General features: G+C 66.2%; 21 protein-coding genes. 15 read left to right on the plus strand and 6 right to left on the minus strand.

All coding sequences use genetic code 11. The features are described from left to right. Nucleotides 1–27 precede the first annotated feature (27 nt). Nucleotides 28–1,425 (minus strand): Hsp70 family protein, encoded by a 1,398-nt coding sequence (locus BLEFHOIH_RS07975; RefSeq protein ID WP_348626037.1) that lies wholly within the window; start codon nt 1,423–1,425, stop codon nt 28–30. 40 nt (nt 1,426–1,465) lie between these two features. Then, nucleotides 1,466–2,608 (minus strand): hypothetical protein, encoded by a 1,143-nt coding sequence (locus BLEFHOIH_RS27215; protein ID WP_088344142.1) that lies wholly within the window; start codon nt 2,606–2,608, stop codon nt 1,466–1,468. Between the two features lie 221 nt (nt 2,609–2,829). On the opposite strand from BLEFHOIH_RS27215, the gene BLEFHOIH_RS07990 reads away from it, so the two are divergent. From BLEFHOIH_RS07990 to BLEFHOIH_RS08005, 4 genes are all read left to right on the plus strand, one after another. Beyond that, the gene (locus BLEFHOIH_RS07990; protein WP_125461626.1) at nt 2,830–3,303 is read left to right on the plus strand and encodes a hypothetical protein; all 474 of its coding nucleotides are present in this window, start codon (nt 2,830–2,832) and stop codon (nt 3,301–3,303) included. 132 nt (nt 3,304–3,435) lie between these two features. Beyond that, a complete protein-coding gene (locus tag BLEFHOIH_RS07995) occupies nt 3,436–4,560 on the plus strand; it encodes a catalase family peroxidase (RefSeq protein ID WP_088344148.1) in 1,125 nt (374 codons plus the stop codon). Next, complete coding sequence (locus tag BLEFHOIH_RS08000) at nt 4,557–5,075, plus strand: cytochrome b (protein WP_088344150.1); 519 nt, start codon at nt 4,557–4,559, stop codon at nt 5,073–5,075. Before BLEFHOIH_RS07995 ends, BLEFHOIH_RS08000 begins: the two co-directional genes overlap by 4 nt. Nucleotides 5,076–5,149: 74 nt before the next feature. Then, a complete protein-coding gene (locus BLEFHOIH_RS08005; protein ID WP_125461627.1) occupies nt 5,150–5,404 on the plus strand; it encodes a hypothetical protein in 255 nt (84 codons plus the stop codon). A gap of 2 nt (nt 5,405–5,406) precedes the next feature. Here BLEFHOIH_RS08005 and BLEFHOIH_RS08010 read toward each other — a convergent pair whose 3' ends face one another. Further along, nucleotides 5,407–6,105, minus strand: a complete 699-nt coding sequence (locus BLEFHOIH_RS08010) for an alpha/beta hydrolase (RefSeq protein ID WP_088344154.1) — start codon at nt 6,103–6,105, stop codon at nt 5,407–5,409. A 138-nt stretch (nt 6,106–6,243) separates the two neighbouring features. On the opposite strand from BLEFHOIH_RS08010, the gene BLEFHOIH_RS08015 reads away from it, so the two are divergent. From BLEFHOIH_RS08015 to BLEFHOIH_RS08050, 8 genes are all read left to right on the plus strand, one after another. Beyond that, nucleotides 6,244–6,921: a helix-turn-helix domain-containing protein gene (locus BLEFHOIH_RS08015; protein WP_088344156.1), complete on the plus strand. Its 678-nt coding sequence runs from the start codon at nt 6,244–6,246 to the stop codon at nt 6,919–6,921. 96 nt (nt 6,922–7,017) lie between these two features. Continuing rightward, a complete protein-coding gene (speB, locus tag BLEFHOIH_RS08020) occupies nt 7,018–8,079 on the plus strand; it encodes an agmatinase (RefSeq protein WP_088344158.1) in 1,062 nt (353 codons plus the stop codon). 229 nt (nt 8,080–8,308) lie between these two features. Continuing rightward, entirely contained in the window at nt 8,309–9,397 is a 1,089-nt protein-coding gene (locus BLEFHOIH_RS08025; RefSeq protein WP_088344160.1) for an ABC transporter substrate-binding protein, read from the plus strand. A 180-nt stretch (nt 9,398–9,577) separates the two neighbouring features. Next, nucleotides 9,578–10,615 carry an ABC transporter ATP-binding protein gene (locus BLEFHOIH_RS08030; RefSeq protein WP_088344162.1) on the plus strand — a complete coding sequence of 346 codons (1,038 nt, stop codon included), beginning with the start codon at nt 9,578–9,580 and terminating at the stop codon, nt 10,613–10,615. Further along, nucleotides 10,612–11,466, plus strand: coding sequence for an ABC transporter permease (locus BLEFHOIH_RS08035; protein WP_088344164.1), 855 nt, complete (start codon nt 10,612–10,614; stop codon nt 11,464–11,466). Before BLEFHOIH_RS08030 ends, BLEFHOIH_RS08035 begins: the two co-directional genes overlap by 4 nt. Continuing rightward, nucleotides 11,463–12,266 carry an ABC transporter permease gene (locus tag BLEFHOIH_RS08040; RefSeq protein ID WP_088344166.1) on the plus strand — a complete coding sequence of 268 codons (804 nt, stop codon included), beginning with the start codon at nt 11,463–11,465 and terminating at the stop codon, nt 12,264–12,266. The genes BLEFHOIH_RS08035 and BLEFHOIH_RS08040 overlap by 4 nt, the downstream gene beginning before the upstream one ends. Continuing rightward, the gene (locus BLEFHOIH_RS08045) at nt 12,266–13,042 is read left to right on the plus strand and encodes a carbon-nitrogen hydrolase family protein (protein WP_088344168.1); all 777 of its coding nucleotides are present in this window, start codon (nt 12,266–12,268) and stop codon (nt 13,040–13,042) included. The genes BLEFHOIH_RS08040 and BLEFHOIH_RS08045 overlap by 1 nt, the downstream gene beginning before the upstream one ends. Nucleotides 13,043–13,115: 73 nt before the next feature. Continuing rightward, entirely contained in the window at nt 13,116–14,420 is a 1,305-nt protein-coding gene (locus BLEFHOIH_RS08050; protein WP_088344170.1) for a sorbosone dehydrogenase family protein, read from the plus strand. Nucleotides 14,421–14,450: 30 nt separating this feature from the next. On the opposite strand, the gene nagA is transcribed toward BLEFHOIH_RS08050, so the two are convergent. The 3 genes from nagA to BLEFHOIH_RS08065 are packed head-to-tail and all read right to left on the minus strand — an operon-like array spanning nt 14,451 to nt 17,275. Then, nucleotides 14,451–15,614 (minus strand): N-acetylglucosamine-6-phosphate deacetylase, encoded by a 1,164-nt coding sequence (gene nagA, locus BLEFHOIH_RS08055; RefSeq protein WP_088344334.1) that lies wholly within the window; start codon nt 15,612–15,614, stop codon nt 14,451–14,453. A 7-nt stretch (nt 15,615–15,621) separates the two neighbouring features. Beyond that, a complete protein-coding gene (locus tag BLEFHOIH_RS08060; RefSeq protein ID WP_088344172.1) occupies nt 15,622–16,392 on the minus strand; it encodes a GntR family transcriptional regulator in 771 nt (256 codons plus the stop codon). Then, entirely contained in the window at nt 16,385–17,275 is an 891-nt protein-coding gene (locus BLEFHOIH_RS08065; protein WP_088344174.1) for a BadF/BadG/BcrA/BcrD ATPase family protein, read from the minus strand. The genes BLEFHOIH_RS08060 and BLEFHOIH_RS08065 overlap by 8 nt, the downstream gene beginning before the upstream one ends. A gap of 194 nt (nt 17,276–17,469) precedes the next feature. On the opposite strand from BLEFHOIH_RS08065, the gene BLEFHOIH_RS08070 reads away from it, so the two are divergent. From BLEFHOIH_RS08070 to BLEFHOIH_RS08080, 3 genes are all read left to right on the plus strand, one after another. Next, nucleotides 17,470–18,420 (plus strand): N-acetylmuramic acid 6-phosphate etherase, encoded by a 951-nt coding sequence (locus BLEFHOIH_RS08070; RefSeq protein WP_088344176.1) that lies wholly within the window; start codon nt 17,470–17,472, stop codon nt 18,418–18,420. Further along, nucleotides 18,417–19,676 carry an ABC transporter substrate-binding protein gene (locus BLEFHOIH_RS08075; RefSeq protein ID WP_088344178.1) on the plus strand — a complete coding sequence of 420 codons (1,260 nt, stop codon included), beginning with the start codon at nt 18,417–18,419 and terminating at the stop codon, nt 19,674–19,676. The genes BLEFHOIH_RS08070 and BLEFHOIH_RS08075 overlap by 4 nt, the downstream gene beginning before the upstream one ends. Nucleotides 19,677–19,742: 66 nt before the next feature. Continuing rightward, entirely contained in the window at nt 19,743–20,672 is a 930-nt protein-coding gene (locus tag BLEFHOIH_RS08080) for a sugar ABC transporter permease (protein ID WP_088344180.1), read from the plus strand. The last annotated feature ends 303 nt before the right edge of the window (nt 20,673–20,975 follow it).

Consider the following 20,975-nt stretch of genomic DNA (forward strand, 5'->3'; position numbering starts at 1 on the left):
CCCCGCTTTCGCGGGGATGACGATTCTCTAAATATGCACCGGCGCGGTCTGCTGCGGAATGTACTGCACCGCGCCCCCGACGGCGACGGCAAGCTGCCGCTCCACGGCGCGCATACCGGGCGCGTTGACCAGCAATTCCGTCAGCTCGCGGTTGGCCTCGACATAGCGCCAGGACAGTGGCGGATTGGCCGAAAGCTCGGTCACCATGGGCAGGCGATTGCCGCCGCCGGTTAACACAATCTCGATCGGCGTTTGCACGTTGCGGGGCGAGAAATGCCGGGCGCAGGCAATCGCGACCTTCAGGGTGGCATGGAATTTCGATCGCAGGTTTTGCGTGAATTCCTGCACGCGCTTGTCGGCCAGGAACTCCTCCCGCGTGACGGTGCAGGTGCCGTCGTTGAGGTCGACCGTCACGCTGCCGTCGGTAAAAAGCGCTTCCTTATTGGCGCGTTGCCGGCTCCTGAGACGCCGGGCCGCGCCCTTGCCCGCCTGGTCATGGGGATCGATGCCGACCTCATCCAGAATCCGTCGCGTCAGCAGCATATCAAGGTGATCGCCGGCCTGGCGCAGGATCTGCGAGCTCTGCGGGATCTCGCCCACCACATTGTTGCCGGCAAGACCGGTCATGAAGGCGCCGAAATCGGAGGTGCCCGCGCCGATATCCGCCACCACGATGACCCGGCGTCCGGTTCTGCGGATGAGCCCGGCGGCGACCGCGTTTGCTTCCAGGATCGAGGCGCTCTCGGTGCCGGGAGCCGATTCGAAGACGTGGTCGAATTGCTCGAGCTTGGCGAACAACCCCAGTTCGATGATTTCGGCAAGTACCCGGTGCGCAAGATCGTGCGGCAAGCCCTTGGGCGCGGCGAGCCTGTCGCCAAGCCGGTCGACAACGGCGAAGGCGCAAAGGAGAAGGCCCTTCAAGGTTTTTTCGCCGTCCCTGGCCCGGGCGCGGTCCCACGCCGGACGCGCCAATCGCAAGGGGACGGGCCAGGGCGCAGGCGCCCGCTCGGCGGCCGTCTGCGCTTTCGAGAGAAGATGCGCCAGAAACAGGACCAGAAGCTGCCGCGGCGTATAGCTGCCGGTCGGGTCGACTTCGGCTTCGAGGGCTTCATCGAGAGAGTCGGTATCTTGCGTGCTCAGATATTGCTTGGGCGAACTGAAGGCCAGACGGCCGCGATATTCGCCCCGGACCGCCTCCCGCGCGGCTTCGTCGCCGAACAGGACGGCGTCGTCCGTCAGATAGATCACGGAAGGCAGCAAGACGGGATTGCCTGACAGACCGTCACGAAGGGGCAGCGGTATAATCTCCCGCTCCCGGAGCTGCGAGGTTACCTTGCGCTTGACCAGCGCGGCCTTCGACAGTGCCGTGCCGAAGTCTATGCAGCCAATCCAGTTGCGGTCGCGCGGCATGGTCAATAAAGACATCGATCCCCTCTCCCTCTTGCCCCATAAAAACGACTGAATCTCAATTGAGTTCAACCACTCCACGCAACAGAACAACTTGCTGAGAGCCGACCCGGCGGATGATCGGCGGCTTGACGATGCGCACGTGATCGCCGGGCATGGCTTCGTCGGAATCGTGAAAGACGGGATCGAATTCGGCGAGTTCACCGACGGCGCATTGGGGCTCGATGTCCCGGTAGCGCGCGGCCTGCCGCACCCATTGCAGAATGAGGTTCGAGGCGCCCTTGGCCGATTTCGTGCGCGTCGCGGCATCGCCGGCGGCGACGGCTTCGAGCTTGTCGAAGGACCGGGTCAGGACGCCGATATCCTGCAGTGCCCGGCCGATGGCTTCGTCGGCTTCCGCCCAGGCGGCTTCTTTCATCAGATGCTGGTGCTGCGCTCCCTGGCCCGGCGCGGGCCCCGGTGCCGGCGTCGGAGCGGGCGCCGCGCGCGGTGCGGTATTCTCGCGGCCGCGCCGCCAGAGCTGGTCCCATAACAGGGCGTTGATGTCATCGGCGAAAGTCACCCAGCGCTTGCGCAGCAGGAAGGCGCGATGGGGAGGCTCGAAAAGACCGGCGATGTCGGCTGACGCCGGATAGGCGGGACCCGGAAACAGCATCCCCAGCACGCGCAGCATCGGCTGGACCGCGCGCGTAAAGGCCAGTGGCGTCGGCGGCGCCTTCGCGGCTTTGACCAGGGCCATGAAGGCCGGCTCGAGCTCCTCGATGGAGATCGACGTGCGCAGCTCCGCGACCTCGGCCAGATTACCGAAGATCACGCCGAGCGCGCCCGTCCGCCGCGTTTCAGGCAGCTTGCGGACCTGTTCGGCCAGAGCGTTGAATGCGTCCGCCGTATGGGCCGCATCATCGAACAGCAGTCGCAGCATGAAGCCGCGCAGGCGCTTCTCATTGCCCGGAAGCTGGGCAACGGCCGCCGCCGCATAGTCGTAAAGCCATTTCGGCCGTGTGGCGTCGAGTGCGGCGGCGAATTCGGCCAGCCTTGCATCGGTGATTTCGGCGCGCTGCTCGGGGCTCAGTGCGGCAATCGGCGCGACGGGCTTCGACAGCAGCTCGCGCAAATCTTTCGCGGCGACGGCAGCCTCCGATTTGGCCTGCGGTCTCTTGCCGTCGAGCTCGAAGATTTTGACGAGCGATACGATAGACATCCGTCGTGACTTTCCTGCGCCGGTCCTGCTGGTCCGATGCCGCCAGCTACTGCTCAAGCATTTCGCAATCGATGATCTATATCACTGAATTCGCATTTCTCGAAAAGCTCGCGCCACAGGCAGGCCATTACGCCGGGCCATTGTGGTCCGAAGGGCGCGATGGCGATGGCTGCGATCCGGCCGGTGATGGCCTATGATGGGCGTCAATAATGGTGGGTGTCATGCGGTCGCGCCTGTGGTTTCCAATGCTTTGCGTCTGGTTGCTGGCCCTGGCGGCCGGCGCCGCCCAGGCCGCCGAGCGCCCGGCAAATGAAGCGCCTCTCGGCGGGGTTTCGTTCCGGACGCTGGACGGCGACGTGCAGGAAGTCGAAATCAGCGAGATCTGGCGCATTCGCGATACCGCCGGGCGGGACGAGCCTCCCGGCGCCGTGGTCATCGACTACGCCTTCGAGCGCCTTTACGTGAAGGACACGCTCGACAATGTCGTCGCCAAGGTGCGGGTGCGGCGCAAAGTCGACCGCTTCACGCTGCCGAGCGGCAAGCCGGTCTACGTGGTGGCCGACAAGGTCATCGGCATCATGCGCGCCATCCCCGGCCAGCATCACGAGAGGTCGAAGTCGCTGCTCATGGCGCGGGAAGGCCAGCAGCAGGTCCAGGAATCGCGGGAGGCAATCCGCGAGCTCTTGCATAAATAACCGCGACCGTTTCAGCTTATGCGTGTGCCTTAGCGATTGATTCACCTTGATCGAGGAAGCTTGAGCGCGATCCCTAAGGCGCCGCCTTAAGCTGCCTCATGGACGGGTCACAAGCAGACGGATGGGTGCGCGATGGCGGATGATGGTCACAATCCGGATGACGCTGCCCGGTCGCCGCCCTCTGCCGACACGCTCGCGTTGCTGCGGCGCCGTCCCGTCCAGGCTGTCGCCATTGCCGCGATCCTCGGCATTGCCGCCGCCGCCTTCGCCTATACCGGCGGCTGGCTGACGCCGGACCGCCTGAGTCCCGCCCGCTTCGTCGACGGTATGCAGCAAGCGCACGGCGTCTTCCCCGGCTTCCGGCGGTCGCACGCCAAGGGCATCTGCCTCGCCGGAACCTTCATGGGGACTCCGGACGCCAAATCCTGGTCGGTGGCCAGCGTCTTCAATGGCGACCCGGTCCCGGTCACCGGCCGGTTCGCGGAATCGACCCCCAATCCCTACGCCCCGGATTCAAGCGATCCGGTGCGCAGCATGGCGCTCCGCATGCCGGCGGAGGGCGGCGAATGGCGCACCGGCATGAACAACACGCCCGGCCTGCCCGTCTCGACCACCGAGGACTTCTTCGCGCTGGTCTTCGCCACCGCGCCGGACCCGCAGACCGGCAAGCCCGATCCGGCAAAGGTGCAGCCCTTCGTCGCCAGCCATCCCGAGATGGCCGCCTATCTCGCCCGCGCCGCCGCCAAGCCGCTTGCCGCGAATTTCGTCAATGACAGCTTCAACAGCGTCAACGGCTTCATCTATGTTGCGCCGGACGGCCAGCGGCGGCTGGTGCGCTGGACCATGCGCGCCGAGGCGCCGTTCTCCTCGCTCAGCCAGGAGGAGCGGGAAAAGGCGGCGCCGAACTACGTCTTCGACGATCTGCTGGCGCAAGTCGCCGCCGGTCCGCAAAAATGGCGCCTGATCGCGACCTTCGCCGAGCCCGGCGATCCGAACAAGGCCGCCGAGCTATGGCCGGAGGGGCGCCGCGAGGTCGACATGGGCGAGCTGATCGTCACCCATGTCGAGAGCGAGGCGCCGGGCAATTGCCGCGACATCAATTTCGATCCGATGGTGCTGCCGCCAGGCATCGAGCCGTCCGACGATCCGATCGCCTACGCGCGCTCCGCCGTCTATTCCTCATCCTTCCGCCGGCGCATGGGCGAGCCAAAATCCCCCAGCGCGATTGCTGGCCGTTCAGCGGAGGCGCCGCAATGACCCATTATTTCAACGGCCTCGCGCGCGTCCTGCACTGGCTGATGGCGTTGCTCATCCTGACCATGCTGTTCATCGGCATCGGCATGGTCAGCACCGTATCGCCGCGCTATTACGAGCTGCTCACCGTCCACCGCTCGATCGGCATCGTCGTGCTGGTCCTGGCGGCCGTTCGGCTCATCAACCGGCTGCTGCGCCCGGTGCCGCCGCTCCCCGCCGACCTGCCCGGCTGGCAGCGTTTCGCCGCCCAGTCGTCGCATCTCATGCTCTATGTGCTGATGTTCGCCTTGCCGCTGGTCGGCTGGGCGATGCTGTCCGCGGGCGGCTATCCGATCGTGATCTTCGGCTCGATCCCATTGCCGCCGATCGCGCCGCATGGCGACCAGCTCTTCGCCGTCCTGCGCACATCGCATAGCGTGCTGGCCTTCCTGCTGTTCGCCATCATCCTCGCCCATCTGGCTGCCGCTTTGTTCCACCGCCTGATCCGCCAGGATGATGTGCTGAAGAGCATGACCTGAGGCCAGTGGCGCATGCTGTCGCAGTTCGGCGGCGGGAGGTTGACGGGCGGGGGATTATGGAACAAAGTGCGAACATGGTAATGCGAGGTGATCCGCAGCCGCGCGGTTATACGTGGCGGCAACAGACGCTTCAGGCTTTGCTGAAGGCGCGCATCAACATCCGCGTCTGGTGCGAGGCCTGCGGCCATGCGGCCATACACGGCCCGGATTGGGCGGCGACCTCCTTCGGCCTGCCTTACGACACCACGCTCTACGAGGTGGCGCAGCTTCTGGTGTGCAGCCAATGCGGCTCGCGCCGCGTCGGCATCGAGACCGCGCCCGATCGTTGAGCTTATGCCCGTTTCAGCAGGAGAGCAGCAAGCTCTTGCGGCATGTCGATCATCACATCGTGCCCGCAAGGCAACTCTTCCCGCCACCAGTCGCGCTCCGATGCGGCATCGTAAAACTGACGCATAGGACCATCCCAGCCGTTCGCCAGAATGTAGCCGATGTCGGCCACGCTGTCGCAGGCGCCGGTTAGCGCGGCAGGTGTTTCAAACGTCGATAATGGGTGCATCGTGCATTGAAGGTCGATCCATTCGGCATCCGCGGCGTTGTCGCCGAAAAACAGTGCCGGAATGGTTGGGACCTTCCAACCATCGCCGTGAGCGAGGGCGATTTCGCGGTGGCGCTGCCCCGAATCGGGCAAATAGCTGTTGATGGACCGGCCGTCATCGGGAACGAAGGCGTCGACATAGATCAGCGAGCGAATCCGCTCCGGCATCCGGTCGGCGACATGGCGCACCACCACGCCGGCATAGGAATGCCCCACCAGGATGGCGTCTTCGACCTCTTCCCAGATCATCAGGTTGATGATGTCATCGATATGCGTCTCGAGGCCGACGTCTCGGCTGAGCAGATGCGAGCGGTCGCCGAGCCCGGTCAGCGTTGGTGTGAAGACCCGGTGCCCTTCGGCTGCCAAAAGCGGGCGGACGCGTTTCCAGAGCCAGCCGGCGCGCCAGGCGCCATGGACTAGAACATAATCGGTCATTGCGGAGAGCCCCCTTGCTTTCGAGATGACGCGGCGTCCGTAATCGTGACGCCGGCCACAACTGGCCTGCCCGCAGCGCCTGCGCCAAGTCTGTTTTTCAGACTGGCATCCCGGCTGCCGCCTCCTTAAATTGCGGCTATGCCAAACGGTTACGGCCAATTCTGCCCGATTGCGAAAGCGTCCGAAATCTTCGCGGCGCGCTGGACACCGCTCATCCTGCGCGAACTGATGGCCGGAACGCGCTCGTTCAATGACATCCAACGCGGCGTGCCGCTAATCTCGCGCGCCGTCCTCGTCACACGGCTGCGCGAATTGCAGAATGCCGGGATCATCGATCGGCGCCGGCGGCCCGGTGGTGGCCATGACTATCTGCTCACGCCGGCCGGAGAGGATTTCCGCCCGGTCATCGCTGCGCTCGGCAAATGGGGCACGGCCCACGCGAGGGATCGTATCGCACCGGCGGAACTGGATCCCGGCCTTTTGATGTGGGCCTTGCGCGGGCGGGCCTTACTCGAGGCGCTGCCGGATCGGCGCGTGGTCGTCCGCTTCGAGTTCTCCGGCGTCCCGGCGAGCCGGACCAAATACCGCATTATGTGGCTGCTGCTCGAACGCTCCGGCGCGAGCGTCTGCGTCAAGGATCCGGGATTTACGGAGGACCTCATAATTCGCGGTGACATCCGCGATTGCGTCTCCGTCCATCTTGGCTATGTCGCCTGGCGCGACGTGGCCCGCAAAGCCCTGTCGATCGAAGGCGACCGGCACCTTGCGGCGCAGTTTCCTGCTTGGCTGGGACTTATGACGCCAGCACCTGCCTAAACGCTCGGCGCCGCGAGCGACAATCCCAATTGCATTCCCCTTCCTCCGCCCAGCATACTGCATGCGAAGCGCGGACAGGAAAGGACATACCCCCTCATGGCTTGGGATCGCCAGAAGCTCGACGCCCTCAGAGCCCAATTCAGCGACAGCCATGGCGGCGAGGTTCAGGACCCGATTTTCCGAAAGGTCGCCGACAAGATCTTTTCCGAGAAGGGCACCCGCCTCGCCCCCTATGCGGGCGTGCCGACCTTCCTCACTGCTCCCTATCGCCCGCTCGATGCCGACAATCCCGATTTCGGCGACCTGCAGGTGGCGATTTTGGGCGTGCCGATGGATCTCGGCGTCACCAACCGGCCCGGCTCGCGCTTCGGCCCGCGCGCCTTGCGCACGATCGAACGCATCGGCCCCTACAATCATGTGCTGAAATGCGCGCCGGTGTTTGACCTGAAAGTGGCCGATATCGGCGACGTCCCCTTCCGCAGCCGCTTCGACCTCGAACTCAGCCACGCCGATATCGAGCGCCGCGTCGCGCAGATCGTCGAGGCCGGCGTCGCGCCGCTGTCGGTCGGCGGCGACCATTCGATCAGCCACCCGATCCTTAAGGCGGTCGGCGCAAAGCGGCCGGTCGGCATGATCCATATCGACGCCCATTGCGACACCGGCGGCGGCTTCGACCGCACCAAATTCCACCATGGCGGCCCCTTCCGCAACGCCGTGCTCGACGGCGTGCTCGACCCGGAGCGCACCATCCAGATCGGCATTCGCGGCGCGGCCGAGTATCTGTGGGAGTTCTCCACGGCATCCGGCATGACGGTGATCCACGCCGAGGAGATGTCCGCGCTCGGCATCGCCGCCATCGTCGAGCGCGCGCGGGCGGTGGTCGGCGACGGGCCGGCCTATCTCTCCTTCGACATCGACAGCCTCGATCCGGCCTTCGCGCCCGGCACCGGCACGCCGGAGGTCGGCGGGCTGACGACACGGGAGGCGCTGGAGATTTTGCGCGGGCTGAAGGGGCTCGACATCGTCGGCGGCGACGTGGTGGAGGTCGCGCCGCAATATGACGCCACCACCAACACCGCGCAGGCGGGCGGCCAGATGCTGTTCGAGATTCTGAGTTTGATGGTCTACAGCCCATCGGTCGGGGGAGGAGCGGTCTAGGCCTGGCTCGTTTCGGCGCTGCAAGGCCCCCTCACCCCCCGGCCTTCGGCGGGAGCCCTCTCCCTCGAGGGGAGAGGGCAGGGTAAGCCGGTCTCGTTGTTAGCCCTCTCCCCTTGTGGGAGAGGCCGGCGGCCGAAGCCGCCGGGTGAGGGGTGCGCCGCAGGCCCACCCATCCGGCTGGAATGGAAATTGCAGATGGAGTGTCACATCCGAGGCAGGGAGCGAGGACATGTCAAAAATCTCAAATGGCGGAACGAACAGGCGATCGGTGCTGATCGGGGGGCTGGCGGGGGCGGCTGCGGTGGCGATGCCGGCGATCCTGCGGGCCCAGGACAAGTCGCTGAAAGTCGGCGTTTATGGCGGCTATTTCAAAGACAGTTTTGACAAGCACATCTTCCCCGAATTCACCAAGGCGACCGGCATCGGCGTCGAAGCCGTGGCGGAGCCGACCGGCGAGGCGTGGCTGGTGCAGCTGCAGCAGGCCGCGAAAGCCGGACAGGCGCCCGCCGACGTCTCGATGATGTCGCAGGTCGCCATGCTGAAAGGGCAGGCGACTGACCTGTGGGCGCCGCTCGACATGAGCAAGCTGCCCAACACCAGCAATCTGGTCGAGCGCTTCATCAATAAATATCCGGACGGGCGGGTGGCCGGCATCGGCGCGGTGTCGTGGTACATCACGCTGGTCTCGAACACCAAGATCTTCCCCGAGGCGCCCGCCTCCTGGGCCGTGCTCTGGGATCCGGCGAACAAGGACAAGCTCGGCCTGCTGGCGCTGGTCTCCAACTCGTTCCTGCTCGAAGTCACGGCAAAAACCTATTTCGGCGGCACCAAGGCGCTCGACACCGAGGAGGGTATTCTGAAGGCACTCGCCAAGCTGGCGGAGCTGAAGCCGAATGTCCGCCTTTGGTATCGCGACGAGGCGCAGTTCGAACAGGCGTTGAAATCCGGCGAGATCCCGATGGGCCAGTATTACCATGACGTTACGGGTCTCGCGGCGGCGGACGGGCACCCGGTGCGCTCGACCTTCCCCAAAGAGGGCGGCATTCTCGACAGCGGCTGCTGGGCGGTGTCCTCGGCGTCGAAAAAGACCGCCGAGGCGCATGAGTTCATCAACTATATGAGCCAGCCGGCGATCCAGGCGCTGATGTCGCGCAAGGTCGGCACCTCGCCGACGGTGAAGCGGGAGCTGACCGATCTGACCGACGCCGAGTTCGGCGCGGTGTCCTCGGCCATCGACCCGATCGTCCCGCGCTACGACCTCTACCAGTCGAAATCCGACTGGCTGAACCAGAAATGGACCGAGCTGATCGTCGGCTGATCCTGTCGACGCCGGGCTGGATGACACCCCGGCGGCGCCGTTTCTTGTCATCCCCGCGAAAGCGGGGATCCAGTAAAGGGCAAACTTGCCGTTGGGCCTGCCTCGCCGCGACTGCTGCGGCGTACTGGATCCCCGCTTTCGCGGGGATGACACCGAGCTTGTTCTTCTCCCGGGTCCCTCATGGCCGGTCTCGTCCTCGACCACATCTCGAAACGCTTCCTCAACGTCGTCGCCGTCGACGATGTCTCGCTCACCGTGCCGAACGGCACTTTCGTCTGCCTGCTCGGACCCTCCGGCTGCGGGAAAACGACGCTGCTGCGCATGATCGCGGGCCTGGAAGCGCCGACCGCCGGACGCATCCTCATCGACGGCGCCGACATCACCGAGCTGCCGACGCATAAGCGCAATTTCGGCATGGTGTTTCAGTCGCTCGCCCTGTTCCCTCATCTCTGCGTCGGCGACAACATCGCCTATCCCTTGCGCATTCGCGGCCGCCCGAAATCCGAGCAGCAGGCGCGCGCCGCCGAACTGCTCGAGCTCGTGCGGCTGCCGGGCTTCGCCGCGCGGCCGGTCAGCCAGCTCTCGGGCGGCCAGCGCCAGCGCGTCGCCATCGCGCGCGCCCTGGCGCTGTCGCCGCAATTGTTCCTGCTCGACGAGCCGCTCTCCGCCCTCGACGCCAAGCTGCGCGAGGCGATGCAAGTGGAACTGCGCCAGCTCCAGCAAAAGCTCGGCATCACCACCATCGTCGTCACCCACGACCAGCGCGAGGCGATGACCATGGCCGATTTGGTCGTCGTCATGGGCGAGGGCCGTATCCGCCAGGTCGCCCCGCCGATCGAGATCTACCGCAAGCCCGCCGATGCCTTCGTCGCCGATTTCATCGGCTCGACCAACCTGCTGCCCGTCGAGGCGGACCCCGCGGGCCGCGTCTTCGCCGCCGGTGCGCCCGTCGCCGGGCTCGCCATGCCCGGCGGCCTCGGCAAGGCCGTCATGTCGATCCGCCCCGAGGATGTGCATCTGACCCGCACGGACGGCGCGGCGCATGTCGGCCGCGTCACTTTCGTGCGCGATCTCGGCGGCACGGTCGAGACCTTCATCGATGTCGGCGGCACGCCCATCGTCGCCGTCACCACGCCGCGCGAGAGGCTGGCGCTGTCGGCGGGCGACACGGTCGGCATCGTGCTGCCGGCGGAGTGCTGCGTGGTGCTGGCCTCATGAAGCGCGAGCCGCCGCGCAGGCTTGCCGACTATGCGCCGCTGCTCTTCCCGGCGGCGATGCTGACCGGCTTCTTCGTCGTCCCCTTCGGCATCATGGTCGCGGTGAGCTTCTTCCGCCGCCACCAGGGCGGCTTCTACACGCCCGATTTCGTGCTCGCCAATTACGAGCGCTTCCTGACCCCGTTCTTCGCCAATGTGCTCGGCTTCTCGCTGCTCTTGTCGGCCATGGCCGCCGCCGCCTGCGTGCTGCTCGGCCTGCCCTTCACCTATCTGCTGACCCGCCTGCCGCGACGGCCACAAATCCTCTGGCTGGTGGCGCTGCTTTCGATCCTGTCGCTCTCGGAGGTCATCATCGGCTTCGCCTGGTCGACGATCTTTTCGCGCACCGCCGGCATCACCAATCTGTTGGTCGCCCTCGGGCTGATGCGCGAGCCGATGGCGCTGCTGCCCGGCTTCGGCGCGCTGCTGACGGCGATGATCTATCAGGCGCTGCCCTACACCATCCTGGTGCTCTATCCCGCATTCGCCCGCCTCGACCCGACCCTGGTCGAAGCCGCGCGCACGCTCGGCGCCTCGCCCATCCGCGCCTTCCTCAACGTCGTGGTACCGGCGCTGCGCAACACCATTTTCGCCACGCTCATCATGGCCTTCGTCTTCGCGCTGGGCTGCTATCTGCTGCCGCAAATGCTCGGCCGACCGCAGCATTGGACGCTCTCCGTGCTCATCACCGATCAGGCGATCTACCAGTCCAACATGCCCTTCGCGGCGGCGATGGCGGTATTCCTCGTGCTGGTCTCGCTCGGGCTGATCGGCCTGACGCTGCTGGTCGGCGCCAAGGAGGAGGGCCGATGACCGGACGGCTGCTGCGCACCGCCTATTTTACCCTGGTCGCTCTCTTCCTCGCCGGGCCGCTGATCGTCGTCGCGGGCGTTTCGCTGAACGAGAGGAAGACGCTGCTTTTCCCGCCGCAGGGCCTGTCGCTGGCCTGGTATGGCGACCTCTTCACCGATCCCGGCTGGCGCGGCGCATTGCTCGCCTCGCTCGCCATCGCGGCTTTGTCGGCGGGGCTCGCGGTGGCCATGGCGCTGCCGCTCGCCTGGTTCATGTGGCGGCGTAGCGCGCCCTGGACGCGCATCTTCGTCGTGCTCGGCGCGGCGCCCTTCATGCTGCCGCCGGTCATCACCGCGCTCGGCTTCCTCTCCTTCTGGGCGACGCTCGGTTTCTACGGCCAGGCCTGGACCGCCGTCATTTCCCATGCCATCTTTTTCGTGACGCTGCCGCTCGTCACCCTGTCGCTCGGCTTTGCCGCCATCGACCGCTCGCTGGTCGAAGCCGCCGCGACCATGGGCGCCGACAGCCGCACTATTTTTCGCACCATCGTGCTGCCGATGATCCGGCCCTATATGCTCTCTGGCTACGCCTTTGCTTTCGTTCTGTCGCTCAACGAATATATCGTCGCCTATATGACCGTCGGCTTCACCACCGAGACGCTTCCCATCAAGATCTTCAACGCGCTGCGCTACGGCTACACGCCGACCATGGCCGCCGTCGCGGTGTTGTTCGTGGCGCTGGCGGCTCTGATTTTCGGACTGGTGGCGCGCTTCGGCGACCTGCCGCGCCTGCTTGGCGCCTGGGCCTCGGAGGAGCGCTGATGCGCATCGCCTTGCTGCAAATGTCCGCCGTGCCGGGCGATGTCGCGGCCAACCTGGCGCGCATCGCCGAGGCCGCCGCGAACGCCGCGCGGCGGGGCGCGGAATTGCTGATCGCGCCGGAGCTGGCGACCATCGGCTACGGCGCGGGCGACGGCCTGCGCGATCTCGCCGAACCCCGCGACGGGGCGCAGGTGGCCGGGCTCGCCGCCATCGCGGCGGCCAGCGGCTTGGCGATCATCGCCGGCTTTCCCGAGCAGGACGGCGCGGCGGTCTATAACAGCGCGCTGTTCACCGACGGCCACGCCGCGCCCGTCGTCTACCGCAAGTCGCATCTCTACGGCGACTATGAGCGCAGCTATTTCGCGCCTGGCGATCCGGTGGCCACCCTCGCCGAATGGCGCGGCCTCAAGCTCGGAATGCTGATCTGCTACGATGTCGAATTCCCCGAAAACGTCCGCCGCCTCGCCGTCGCCGGGGCGGATTTCGTCGCCGTGCCGACCGCCCTGCCGGTCTCGCCGGAAGCCGCCTTCATCGCCAAGCGGATGATCCCCGTGCGCGCCTTCGAGAACCAGATTTTCGTTGCCTACGCCAACCATACCGGCCGCGACGATCACTTCGCCTATGCCGGCATCTCCCACGTCGTCGCCCCCGACGGCGGCACTCTGGCCATGGCGTCGGTGACCGAGGCGCGCGTCATCATCGCCGACATCCGGCCAGGCGATTACTTGCGCTCGCGTGACGCCAACGCCTATCTGCGCGACCTGCGGCTTTCCTGACCGTGTCGCGGCAACCCGGTTCCAATGCCGGGCGCCCTCGGCTAGCATGCGCCAACCAACTGAGGGAACGCCAATGAGCATGTTTTTCGCGCGCATCGTCGCGCTGATCGGGGCCGGCGCGATCCTGTGGCGACGGCGGCTTGGTGCGGGCCCGCGCGAGCAGGCGGTGGGCAGCACCCCGACCATCCCAGCCGCAGTGCCGCAAGGCGCCGTCCCGACCCTGAAAATGCCGACCGCGCGCGGATGGGACCCGGGCCAGACGCCCGTCGCCGCCTCCGGCCTGAAGGTCAACGCCTTCGCGGCGGGTCTCAGGCATCCGCGTTGGATCCATGTGCTGCCCAATGGCGACGTCACCGTGGCGGAGTCGCTGTTCATGCCCGGCCCGGTGCGCTCGCTCTTCGACTACGCCATGCACAGCACGCTGAAGCGCGCCGCCGCCACGGGGCCGAGCCCGAACCGCATCACGCTGCTGCGCGACGCCGATGGCGACGGCGTGGCCGAGACGCGCGAGGCGTTTCTGGAAGGCCAGCGCCAGCCCTTCGGCATGGCGCTGCTGGGCGATACGTTCTATGTCGGCAACACCGACGGCATCGTCGCCTTCCCCTATACGCCGGGCACGACCCGCATCACCGCGCCGGGGCGCAAGCTGACCAGTTTCAAGCCCGGCGGCCATTGGACGCGCAGCCTTCTGGCCAGCCCGGACGGGTCGAAGATCTATGCCGGCGTCGGCTCGCTGAGCAATATCGCCGAGAGCGGTTTCGATGTCGAAGTCGGCCGCGCGGCGATCTACGAGTTCGACGTGGCGAGCGGGCAGGCCCGCATCTTCGCGGGCGGTTTGCGCAATCCGGTCGGCCTCGCCTTCGAGCCGCAGACCGGCGTGCTGTGGACTGTCGTCAATGAGCGCGACGGCCTCGGCGACGAGACGCCGCCCGATTACCTCACCTCCGTGCGCGATGGCGGCTTCTATGGCTGGCCCTATTGCTATTGGGGGCAGACAGTGGACGATCGGGTGAAGCAGGACCCGGCCCTCGTCGCAACCGCCATCACGCCGGATTACGCGCTGGGCGGCCACACCGCCTCGCTCGGCCTTTGCTGGATGCCGGCCGGCACGCTGCCCGGTTTCCCGGACGGCATGGCGATCGGCCAGCACGGCTCCTGGAACCGAAGCACGCTCAGCGGCTACCGCGTCGTCTTCGTCGCGTTCGAGAATGGTCGGCCGGTCGGGCGCCCGCGCGATATTCTGACGGGCTTCCTCGCGCCGGACGAGAAGGCGTCCTATGGGCGGCCTGTCGGCGTGGCGGTCGGGCTGGACGGGGCGTCGCTGTTGGTGGCGGACGATGTGGGCGACGTAATCTGGCGCGTCACTGCCGAGAAGTAAGGCAGACCGTACGGTCGGCCGCTGACTGACTCAGCGCCGGCCCGCCTGCTCCGATCCCGCGATCCAGACTGCCTGCACGTTGCAGGCCTCGTTCAGATGCACGAGATCGGCGGCCACGCCCGGCAGGAGGCATCCCCGCGTCGCCGCGATGCCGAGGCACTGCGCCGGATAGAGCGAGGCCATTCGGAGCGCCTCCTCAAAGGGAAGGCCGAGATTGCCGGCCATGAACCTGACGGCGGAATTCATGTCGAGATCGGCGCCCGCCAGCGTCCCGTCCTCGAGCGTGAGCACGCCGTCCCGGCGCAGGATGCGGCGTCCGTTCAATTCGAACTCGGTCTGGTCGGTGCCCGTCGTCGACATCGAATCGGTGACCAGAAAAATCCTGCCGCGCCCAATCTTGGCGCGCAGGGCGATGGCGATGGCGTCCGGCACGACATGATGGCCGTCGGCGATCAGCCCGGCATAGACATCGCTGGCATTGAGCGCCGCGCCGACCAGCCCGGGCTCGCGGTGCGTGAGGCCGCTCATGGCGTTGAACAGATGGGTGACGGCGCGGGCGCCTGCCGCGAAGGCGGTTTTCGCCCGCTCCGCCGGCGCGTTGCTGTGGCCGAGGCTGACACAGATGCCCGCGTCGGCGAGTTCGGCGATCTGCGCATCCTCGACGGCTTCAGGCGCCAGCGTGACCATCAGATTGGGGAGCGCCGCCCGCGCCTGACGCAAGGTCTCGACATCGCGGCCGGTCATGGGCCGGATCAGGTCGGGGCGATGCGCGCCGTGCTTGGCGATGGACAGATGCGGGCCTTCCAGATGCAGGCCGAGAAAGCCCGGCACGCCTTGCCGGTAGGCTTCGACGCCCGCCGCGATGCCGCGCTGCGTGATCTCCGGCGTGTCGGTAATGAGAGTCGCCAGCAGCGCCGTCGTGCCGAAGCGGGCATGGGCCGCGCAGATCTTGCGGATGCCGTCGACGGTCGGCTCCTCGTTGAAGAGCACGCCGCCGCCGCCATTGGCCTGCAGGTCGATGAAGCCGGGCGCGAGCCATCCGCCATCGAGCCGTACCGAGCCTGCATCGGCTGGGACCTCCGCCTCCGGCACAATGCCGGTGATGATGCCGTCCGCCGTCAGCACGGCGGCGCCGCCGCGCGTCGACCGTCCGTCGAAAATCCTGGCGCCCGTCAGGGCGATCGTCCGCGTCATTGCAATCTCATTTGCCGTCATCGCCGATCTTCAGCTCGGCGACGAAATCATAGGCGTCGCCGCGATAGATCGAGCGCGTGAATTCGATCGCCGCGCCCTGCGCCGAATAGGATATGCGCTCGATGCTCAGCCCGGCATTGCCTTCCGAAACCTCCAGCAGCGCGGCATCCTCAACCCCAAGATTGACCGCCGAAATGCGCTGGATCGCCCGCACCGGCTTATTGCCCAATTCCGCCAGCGCGGCATAGAGCGAATGCGCGATGCGCTGCGGATCGGGCAGATATTGCGTCGAGATGGCGGCGCGCTCGATGGCCAGCGGCACGCCGTTCGCCATGCGCAGCCGGGCGATGCGGGCGACCTGCGCTTCGGCGCCGAGGCCGAGAGCCATCATCTCGCGCGGCGACGCGGGATAAACCCCGCGTTCGATCCATACCGAGCCGCCGGTCATGCTGCGCCGCGCCATGTCCTCCGAAAACGAGGTCAGCCGCGACAGCGACTGCTCGACCCGGTCGACCGGACGCGCGACCGTCGTGCCCGAGCCGCGCCTTTGCACGATGACGCCGTCGCGCACCAGCGACTGCACCGCCTTGCGCACGGTGACCCGCGAGACCTGGCAGCTATCGGCGATCTCGCGCTCGGAGGGCAGGGGCGCGCCCGGCTGCAGGCCGCCATTGCGGATTTCGTCCTCCAGCCTTCGCCGGAGCTGGAGATAGAGCGGGCCGTCGCCCGAGAGGGTCCATTTGTTCGGGCGCTGAATGTCCTGCGCGGCGTCAGCCATGATCCCGTTTCGCTCCCTGCGGCTGGCCGAACATCGCGACGGCCATCGCCAGCGCGCCGCTGATGGCGTTTCCTTCCGGCCGGCGCTCGCGCTGCCTGAAGGCGTCGCTCAAATGCCGCGAATAGCTCGAAGCAAGGCCCCCGAGCAGGCAGAAGGGCGCCTCATCGCTCGCCAGCAGGGTGCGCAGCGTCAATTCCAGCTCGGCGATGGCGTGTTTGAGAATGTCGGAGGCGATGGCGTCGCCCCGGTCGGCATGGTCGAAAATCAGCGGCGCGAAGCTGGCGAAATCAGCCGGCTTGGCGGATTTGGCATAGTCGACGAGGGCGTCCGGGTCGTTGCCGTAGCGGGCGAGAATCGCCTCGGAGAGCTCGGTGCCGGGCCGCAGCCTGTCATAGGCGCGCAGCACCTCCTCCAGCAGGGCGCGGCCAAGCCGCCCGCCGCTGCACAGGTCGCCGATGACCGGCCCCCAGCCGCCGATGCTGCGGATCCGGCCGCCGTCCCGCGCGATGAACACCGAGCCGGTCCCGAGCACGGCGACCGCGCCGTCCTGCGTGCCGAGCGCGCCCTGGAGCGCGATGCGGGCGTCGGTCTCGACGTGGCTGACGCGGAAGGGCAGCAGCGCGGCGATGCGGCCCGGCTTGTCGCCGATATTGGCCCCCGCAAGGCCGAGGACGGCGGCGCAATCGGCGATCCGGGCTTCCGGCAGGCGGGCTTGCTGGAGGGCGAGGCGCGCCGCCTCGGCGATGTTGTCGCGGGCGATGAGCATGTCGCTGGCGATGTTGGCGGAGCCGGCCAGCCCCTCGCCGAGGCGCCTGCCGGCACCATCCGCAACGACCGCCCGGCAGGACGTTCCGCCACCATCGACTGCGATCAAAAGCGTCATCGTGACCTCAAAAGATGCAATACCAATCTAATACCATTTTAGGCCGGCTGTCTCCCGAAAAACCGCGCTCCGATTTTTATATAATAATATCAATAATATATACTGAAAGTGTCCAGCTTCTCCAAAATCTTAATCAACTTATATGGACAAGTGGTATTTCTTTGGCATTATATCGGCGGGGGAGGGTTACGGTCATGGCACTCACAAATACCGAGCAGCGCCATCGGGCTTCGAACGCTCTCGACACCCTGCCGCCCGAGATCGCCTTGATGGTGATGTGCGACGTTCAGATCGCGGCGGCCCGCGCCGTTCGCGACGCCATCCCGCAAATCGCCGAGGCCGCCGGGATCGTGGCGGGATGTCTGGAATCCGGTGGACGGCTGATATATGCCGGCGCGGGCAGTTCCGGGCTGATGGCGCTCGCCGACGCCTTGGAGATCCCCGGCACATTCGGCATCGGCCGCGAGCGGATCATCATCCTCTTGTCCGAAGGCGTCGAGACCATCGCGAATTTCGCCGCCGAGACCGAGGACGACGAGGAGCGCGGCGCCGAAGACGTGCGTGCGCTCGACCCCGGCGCGAACGACTGCCTGATCGCCTTATCCGCCAGCGGCACGACGCCCTACGCGGTCGCCGCCCTCCTCGCCGCCAAGGCGGCGGGCGCGAAGACCATCGCCATCGCCAACAATGCCGGCACGCCGCTGCTGACCCTCGCCGGCACCGCCATCCATCTCGACACGCCGCCCGAAATCCTCGCCGGCTCGACGCGGATGGGGGCGGGGACGGCGCAGAAGATCGTGCTCAACATGATCTCGACCCAGGCGGGCATTCATCTCGGCCATGTGCATGACGGCTACATGGTCAACGTCCGCCCCGACAACGCCAAGCTCAGGGACCGCGCCCGGCGCATGGTGAGCGCCATCGCCGGCTGCGACGACCGCACCGCCGAAGACAGTTTCGCCCGCTCCGGCGGCTCCACCAAGATCGCCATCCTGCTCGCCAGCGGCGCGGACAGCCCCGACGCCGCGCGCGCCATCCTTCAACAATCCGGGCAGGTGCTCAGGCCCGCTTTGCAACATCTTCATGCCAGCCGAAGCCAAAACCGCAATGCGCCAGACGGCGCGCCAATCGGAGCGTCTCGATGAACCACGATCCCCTGAAACGGGTGCTGCTTGCCGCGACATTCGCCCTCGCCGCCGGGTCGGCCCATGCCGCCGACGTGACCCTGACGATCGAGAGCTGGCGCAATGACGACCTGCCGATCTGGCAGGAGAAGATCATCCCTGCCTTCGAGGCCAAGAACCCGGGCATCAAGCTGAAATTCACGCCCTCTGCGCCGCCGGAATATAACGCGGTGCTGAACTCCAAGCTCGACGCCGGGTCGGCGGGCGACCTGATCGCCTGCCGCCCGTTCGACGCCTCGCTCAGCCTCTATAGCAAGGGCCATCTCGTACCCGTGCAGGGCCTCGCGGGCATGAAGGATTTCAGCGCCGTCGCCAAATCCGGCTGGAGCACGGATGACGGCGCGGTGACCTATTGCGTACCGGTCGCCTCGGTCATCCACGGATTCCTTTACAACAAGGACGCCTTCGCCAAGGTCGGCGTCGAGGTGCCGAAGACGGAAGCGGAGTTCTTCGCGGCGCTCGAGAAGATCAAGAAGGACGGCACCTACATCCCGATGGCGATGGGCACCAACGACCAGTGGGAAGCCGCCACCATGGGCTACAACAATATCGGCCCGAACTATTGGAAGGGCGAGGAAGGCCGGCTCGCGCTCATCAAGGGCACGCAGAAGCTCACCGACGAGCCCTGGGTCGCTCCCTATCGCCAACTCGCCAAGTGGAAGCCCTATCTCGGCGACGGCTTCGAGGCGCAGACCTATCCGGACAGCCAGAACCTCTTTACGCTCGGCCGCGCGGCGATCTATCCGGCAGGCTCCTGGGACATTTCCGGCTTCAACACGCAGGCGCAGTTCAAGATGGGCGCCTTCTATCCGCCGGTGCAGAAGGCGGGCGACGAGTGCTACATCTCCGACCACACCGACATCGCCATCGGCATGAACGCCAAGACCAAGAATCCCGAGGCGGCGATGAAATTCCTCAATTGGGTCACCACCGCCGAATTCGCCGATCTCTACGCCAACGCTCTGCCGGGCTTCTTCTCGCTCTCCGATCACAAGATCACCATGAAGGACCCGGTGGCGCAGGAATTCCTGTCCTGGCGCGGCAAGTGCAAATCGACGATCCGCTCGACCTATCAGATCCTGTCGCGCGGCACGCCGAACCTGGAAAACGAGACCTGGAACGCCTCGGTCAATGTCATCAAGGGCACCGAGACGCCGGAAGCGGCTGGCGCGCGCCTGCAAAAGGGCCTCGCGAGCTGGTATAAGCCGCAGCAATAAGATCGGGCACTAATCCGGGCCGGAGGTCTCTCCGGCCCGGACGGCGAATAGGGGCGGGACACGCGGATGACGGACGAGATCGCGGGGCGGCGAAAAACCCGCTGGCACATTGCGGTGTTCCTGGCGCCCGCCATCCTCGTCTATACCGCCCTGATGATCGTGCCGCTGTTCAGCACGCTGAAACTCTCGCTGTTCAAGGACATCGACCATCAGCAGGTCTTCGTCGGCCTCGACAATTTCCGCACGTTGTTCGGCGATCCGCGCTGGTCGAAGGATTTCTGGAACGCGCTCGGCAACAATCTCTGGTTCTTCACCGTCCATATGCTGCTGCAGAATCCCATCGGCATCCTGCTCGCCGCGCTGCTCAGCAATCCGCGCCTGCGCTTCGCCAGCTTCTACCGGACTGCGATCTTCGTGCCGACCATCCTCTCCTTCGTCATCGTCGGCTTCACCTGGAAGCTCATCCTCAGCCCGATCTGGGGCATCGCGCCGAACCTGCTCGATGCCATCGGCCTGAAAAGCCTGTTCGCGCCATGGCTCGGCATGGAGGCCTATGCGCTGACGACGCTCAGCCTGATCTCGGTCTGGCAGTTCGTCGGCATCCCGATGATGCTGATCTACGCCGCGCTGCTCACCATTCCGGACGAGGTGCTGGAGGCCGCCGAATGCGACGGCATCACCGGCATGGCGCAATTCTGGAAGATCCAATTGCCGCTGATCCTGCCCTCCATCGGCATCATCTCGGTGCTGACCTTCGTCGCCAATTTCAACGCCTTCGACCTGATCTACTCGGCGCAAGGCGCGCTCGCCGGTCCGAACTACGCGACCGACATTCTGGGCACCTTCCTCTACCGCACCTTCTTCGGCTTCCAGTTGCAGATCGGCAATCCCAACATGGGCTCGGCTATCGCCTTCGCCATGCTGATGATCATCCTGACCGGCGTCTCGATCTACCTCTTCGCGGTGCAGACGCGTCTGCGCCGCTATCAGCTTTAGGGAGGCGGACAGGATGGACACAGATACGCGCGCAACCTTCCACGATCCGCAGCCGGACTCCGCCTACGGGAGACTTCCGCGCATTGCCGAAACCTCTCATCCTTCGCCCCGGCCGTCAGAGCTGGGGCCTACTCGCTTTTCCGCCGGCACCGTGCTTGCGGATCGGCCAATGGGTCCCGACTCACCGCTTCGCGGTGTCCGGGACGACGGGAGGGAATTGTATCGAGGTCTTCACGAGGTCAGGGGTTCGTGCCTCACCGTGAGTCCGCAACCCCTCACCCGGCGCGCTTCGCGCGCCGACCT

It is taken from the genome of Rhodomicrobium sp. R_RK_3 (genome assembly GCF_002198715.1).
Classification (GTDB): domain Bacteria; phylum Pseudomonadota; class Alphaproteobacteria; order Rhizobiales; family Rhodomicrobiaceae; genus R-RK-3.

What these genes read in the sequence shown, in the direction of transcription:
- BLEFHOIH_RS08025 (WP_088344160.1), top strand. Translation starts at nt 8,309, where the DNA reads ATGTCAAAAATCTCAAATGGCGGAACGAACAGGCGATCGGTGCTGATC.
- BLEFHOIH_RS08045 (WP_088344168.1), top strand. Translation starts at nt 12,266, where the DNA reads ATGCGCATCGCCTTGCTGCAAATGTCCGCCGTGCCGGGCGATGTCGCG.
- BLEFHOIH_RS08035 (WP_088344164.1), top strand. Translation starts at nt 10,612, where the DNA reads ATGAAGCGCGAGCCGCCGCGCAGGCTTGCCGACTATGCGCCGCTGCTC.
- BLEFHOIH_RS08015 (WP_088344156.1), top strand. Translation starts at nt 6,244, where the DNA reads ATGCCAAACGGTTACGGCCAATTCTGCCCGATTGCGAAAGCGTCCGAA.
- BLEFHOIH_RS07975 (WP_348626037.1), bottom strand. Translation starts at nt 1,425, where the DNA reads ATGTCTTTATTGACCATGCCGCGCGACCGCAACTGGATTGGCTGCATA.
- BLEFHOIH_RS08060 (WP_088344172.1), bottom strand. Translation starts at nt 16,392, where the DNA reads ATGGCTGACGCCGCGCAGGACATTCAGCGCCCGAACAAATGGACCCTC.
- BLEFHOIH_RS08050 (WP_088344170.1), top strand. Translation starts at nt 13,116, where the DNA reads ATGAGCATGTTTTTCGCGCGCATCGTCGCGCTGATCGGGGCCGGCGCG.
- speB (WP_088344158.1), top strand. Translation starts at nt 7,018, where the DNA reads ATGGCTTGGGATCGCCAGAAGCTCGACGCCCTCAGAGCCCAATTCAGC.
- BLEFHOIH_RS08005 (WP_125461627.1), top strand. Translation starts at nt 5,150, where the DNA reads ATGGTAATGCGAGGTGATCCGCAGCCGCGCGGTTATACGTGGCGGCAA.
- BLEFHOIH_RS07990 (WP_125461626.1), top strand. Translation starts at nt 2,830, where the DNA reads ATGCGGTCGCGCCTGTGGTTTCCAATGCTTTGCGTCTGGTTGCTGGCC.
- BLEFHOIH_RS08080 (WP_088344180.1), top strand. Translation starts at nt 19,743, where the DNA reads ATGACGGACGAGATCGCGGGGCGGCGAAAAACCCGCTGGCACATTGCG.
- BLEFHOIH_RS08040 (WP_088344166.1), top strand. Translation starts at nt 11,463, where the DNA reads ATGACCGGACGGCTGCTGCGCACCGCCTATTTTACCCTGGTCGCTCTC.
- BLEFHOIH_RS08070 (WP_088344176.1), top strand. Translation starts at nt 17,470, where the DNA reads ATGGCACTCACAAATACCGAGCAGCGCCATCGGGCTTCGAACGCTCTC.
- nagA (WP_088344334.1), bottom strand. Translation starts at nt 15,614, where the DNA reads ATGACGCGGACGATCGCCCTGACGGGCGCCAGGATTTTCGACGGACGG.
- BLEFHOIH_RS08075 (WP_088344178.1), top strand. Translation starts at nt 18,417, where the DNA reads ATGAACCACGATCCCCTGAAACGGGTGCTGCTTGCCGCGACATTCGCC.
- BLEFHOIH_RS08010 (WP_088344154.1), bottom strand. Translation starts at nt 6,105, where the DNA reads ATGACCGATTATGTTCTAGTCCATGGCGCCTGGCGCGCCGGCTGGCTC.
- BLEFHOIH_RS08030 (WP_088344162.1), top strand. Translation starts at nt 9,578, where the DNA reads ATGGCCGGTCTCGTCCTCGACCACATCTCGAAACGCTTCCTCAACGTC.
- BLEFHOIH_RS27215 (WP_088344142.1), bottom strand. Translation starts at nt 2,608, where the DNA reads ATGTCTATCGTATCGCTCGTCAAAATCTTCGAGCTCGACGGCAAGAGA.
- BLEFHOIH_RS08065 (WP_088344174.1), bottom strand. Translation starts at nt 17,275, where the DNA reads ATGACGCTTTTGATCGCAGTCGATGGTGGCGGAACGTCCTGCCGGGCG.
- BLEFHOIH_RS07995 (WP_088344148.1), top strand. Translation starts at nt 3,436, where the DNA reads ATGGCGGATGATGGTCACAATCCGGATGACGCTGCCCGGTCGCCGCCC.
- BLEFHOIH_RS08000 (WP_088344150.1), top strand. Translation starts at nt 4,557, where the DNA reads ATGACCCATTATTTCAACGGCCTCGCGCGCGTCCTGCACTGGCTGATG.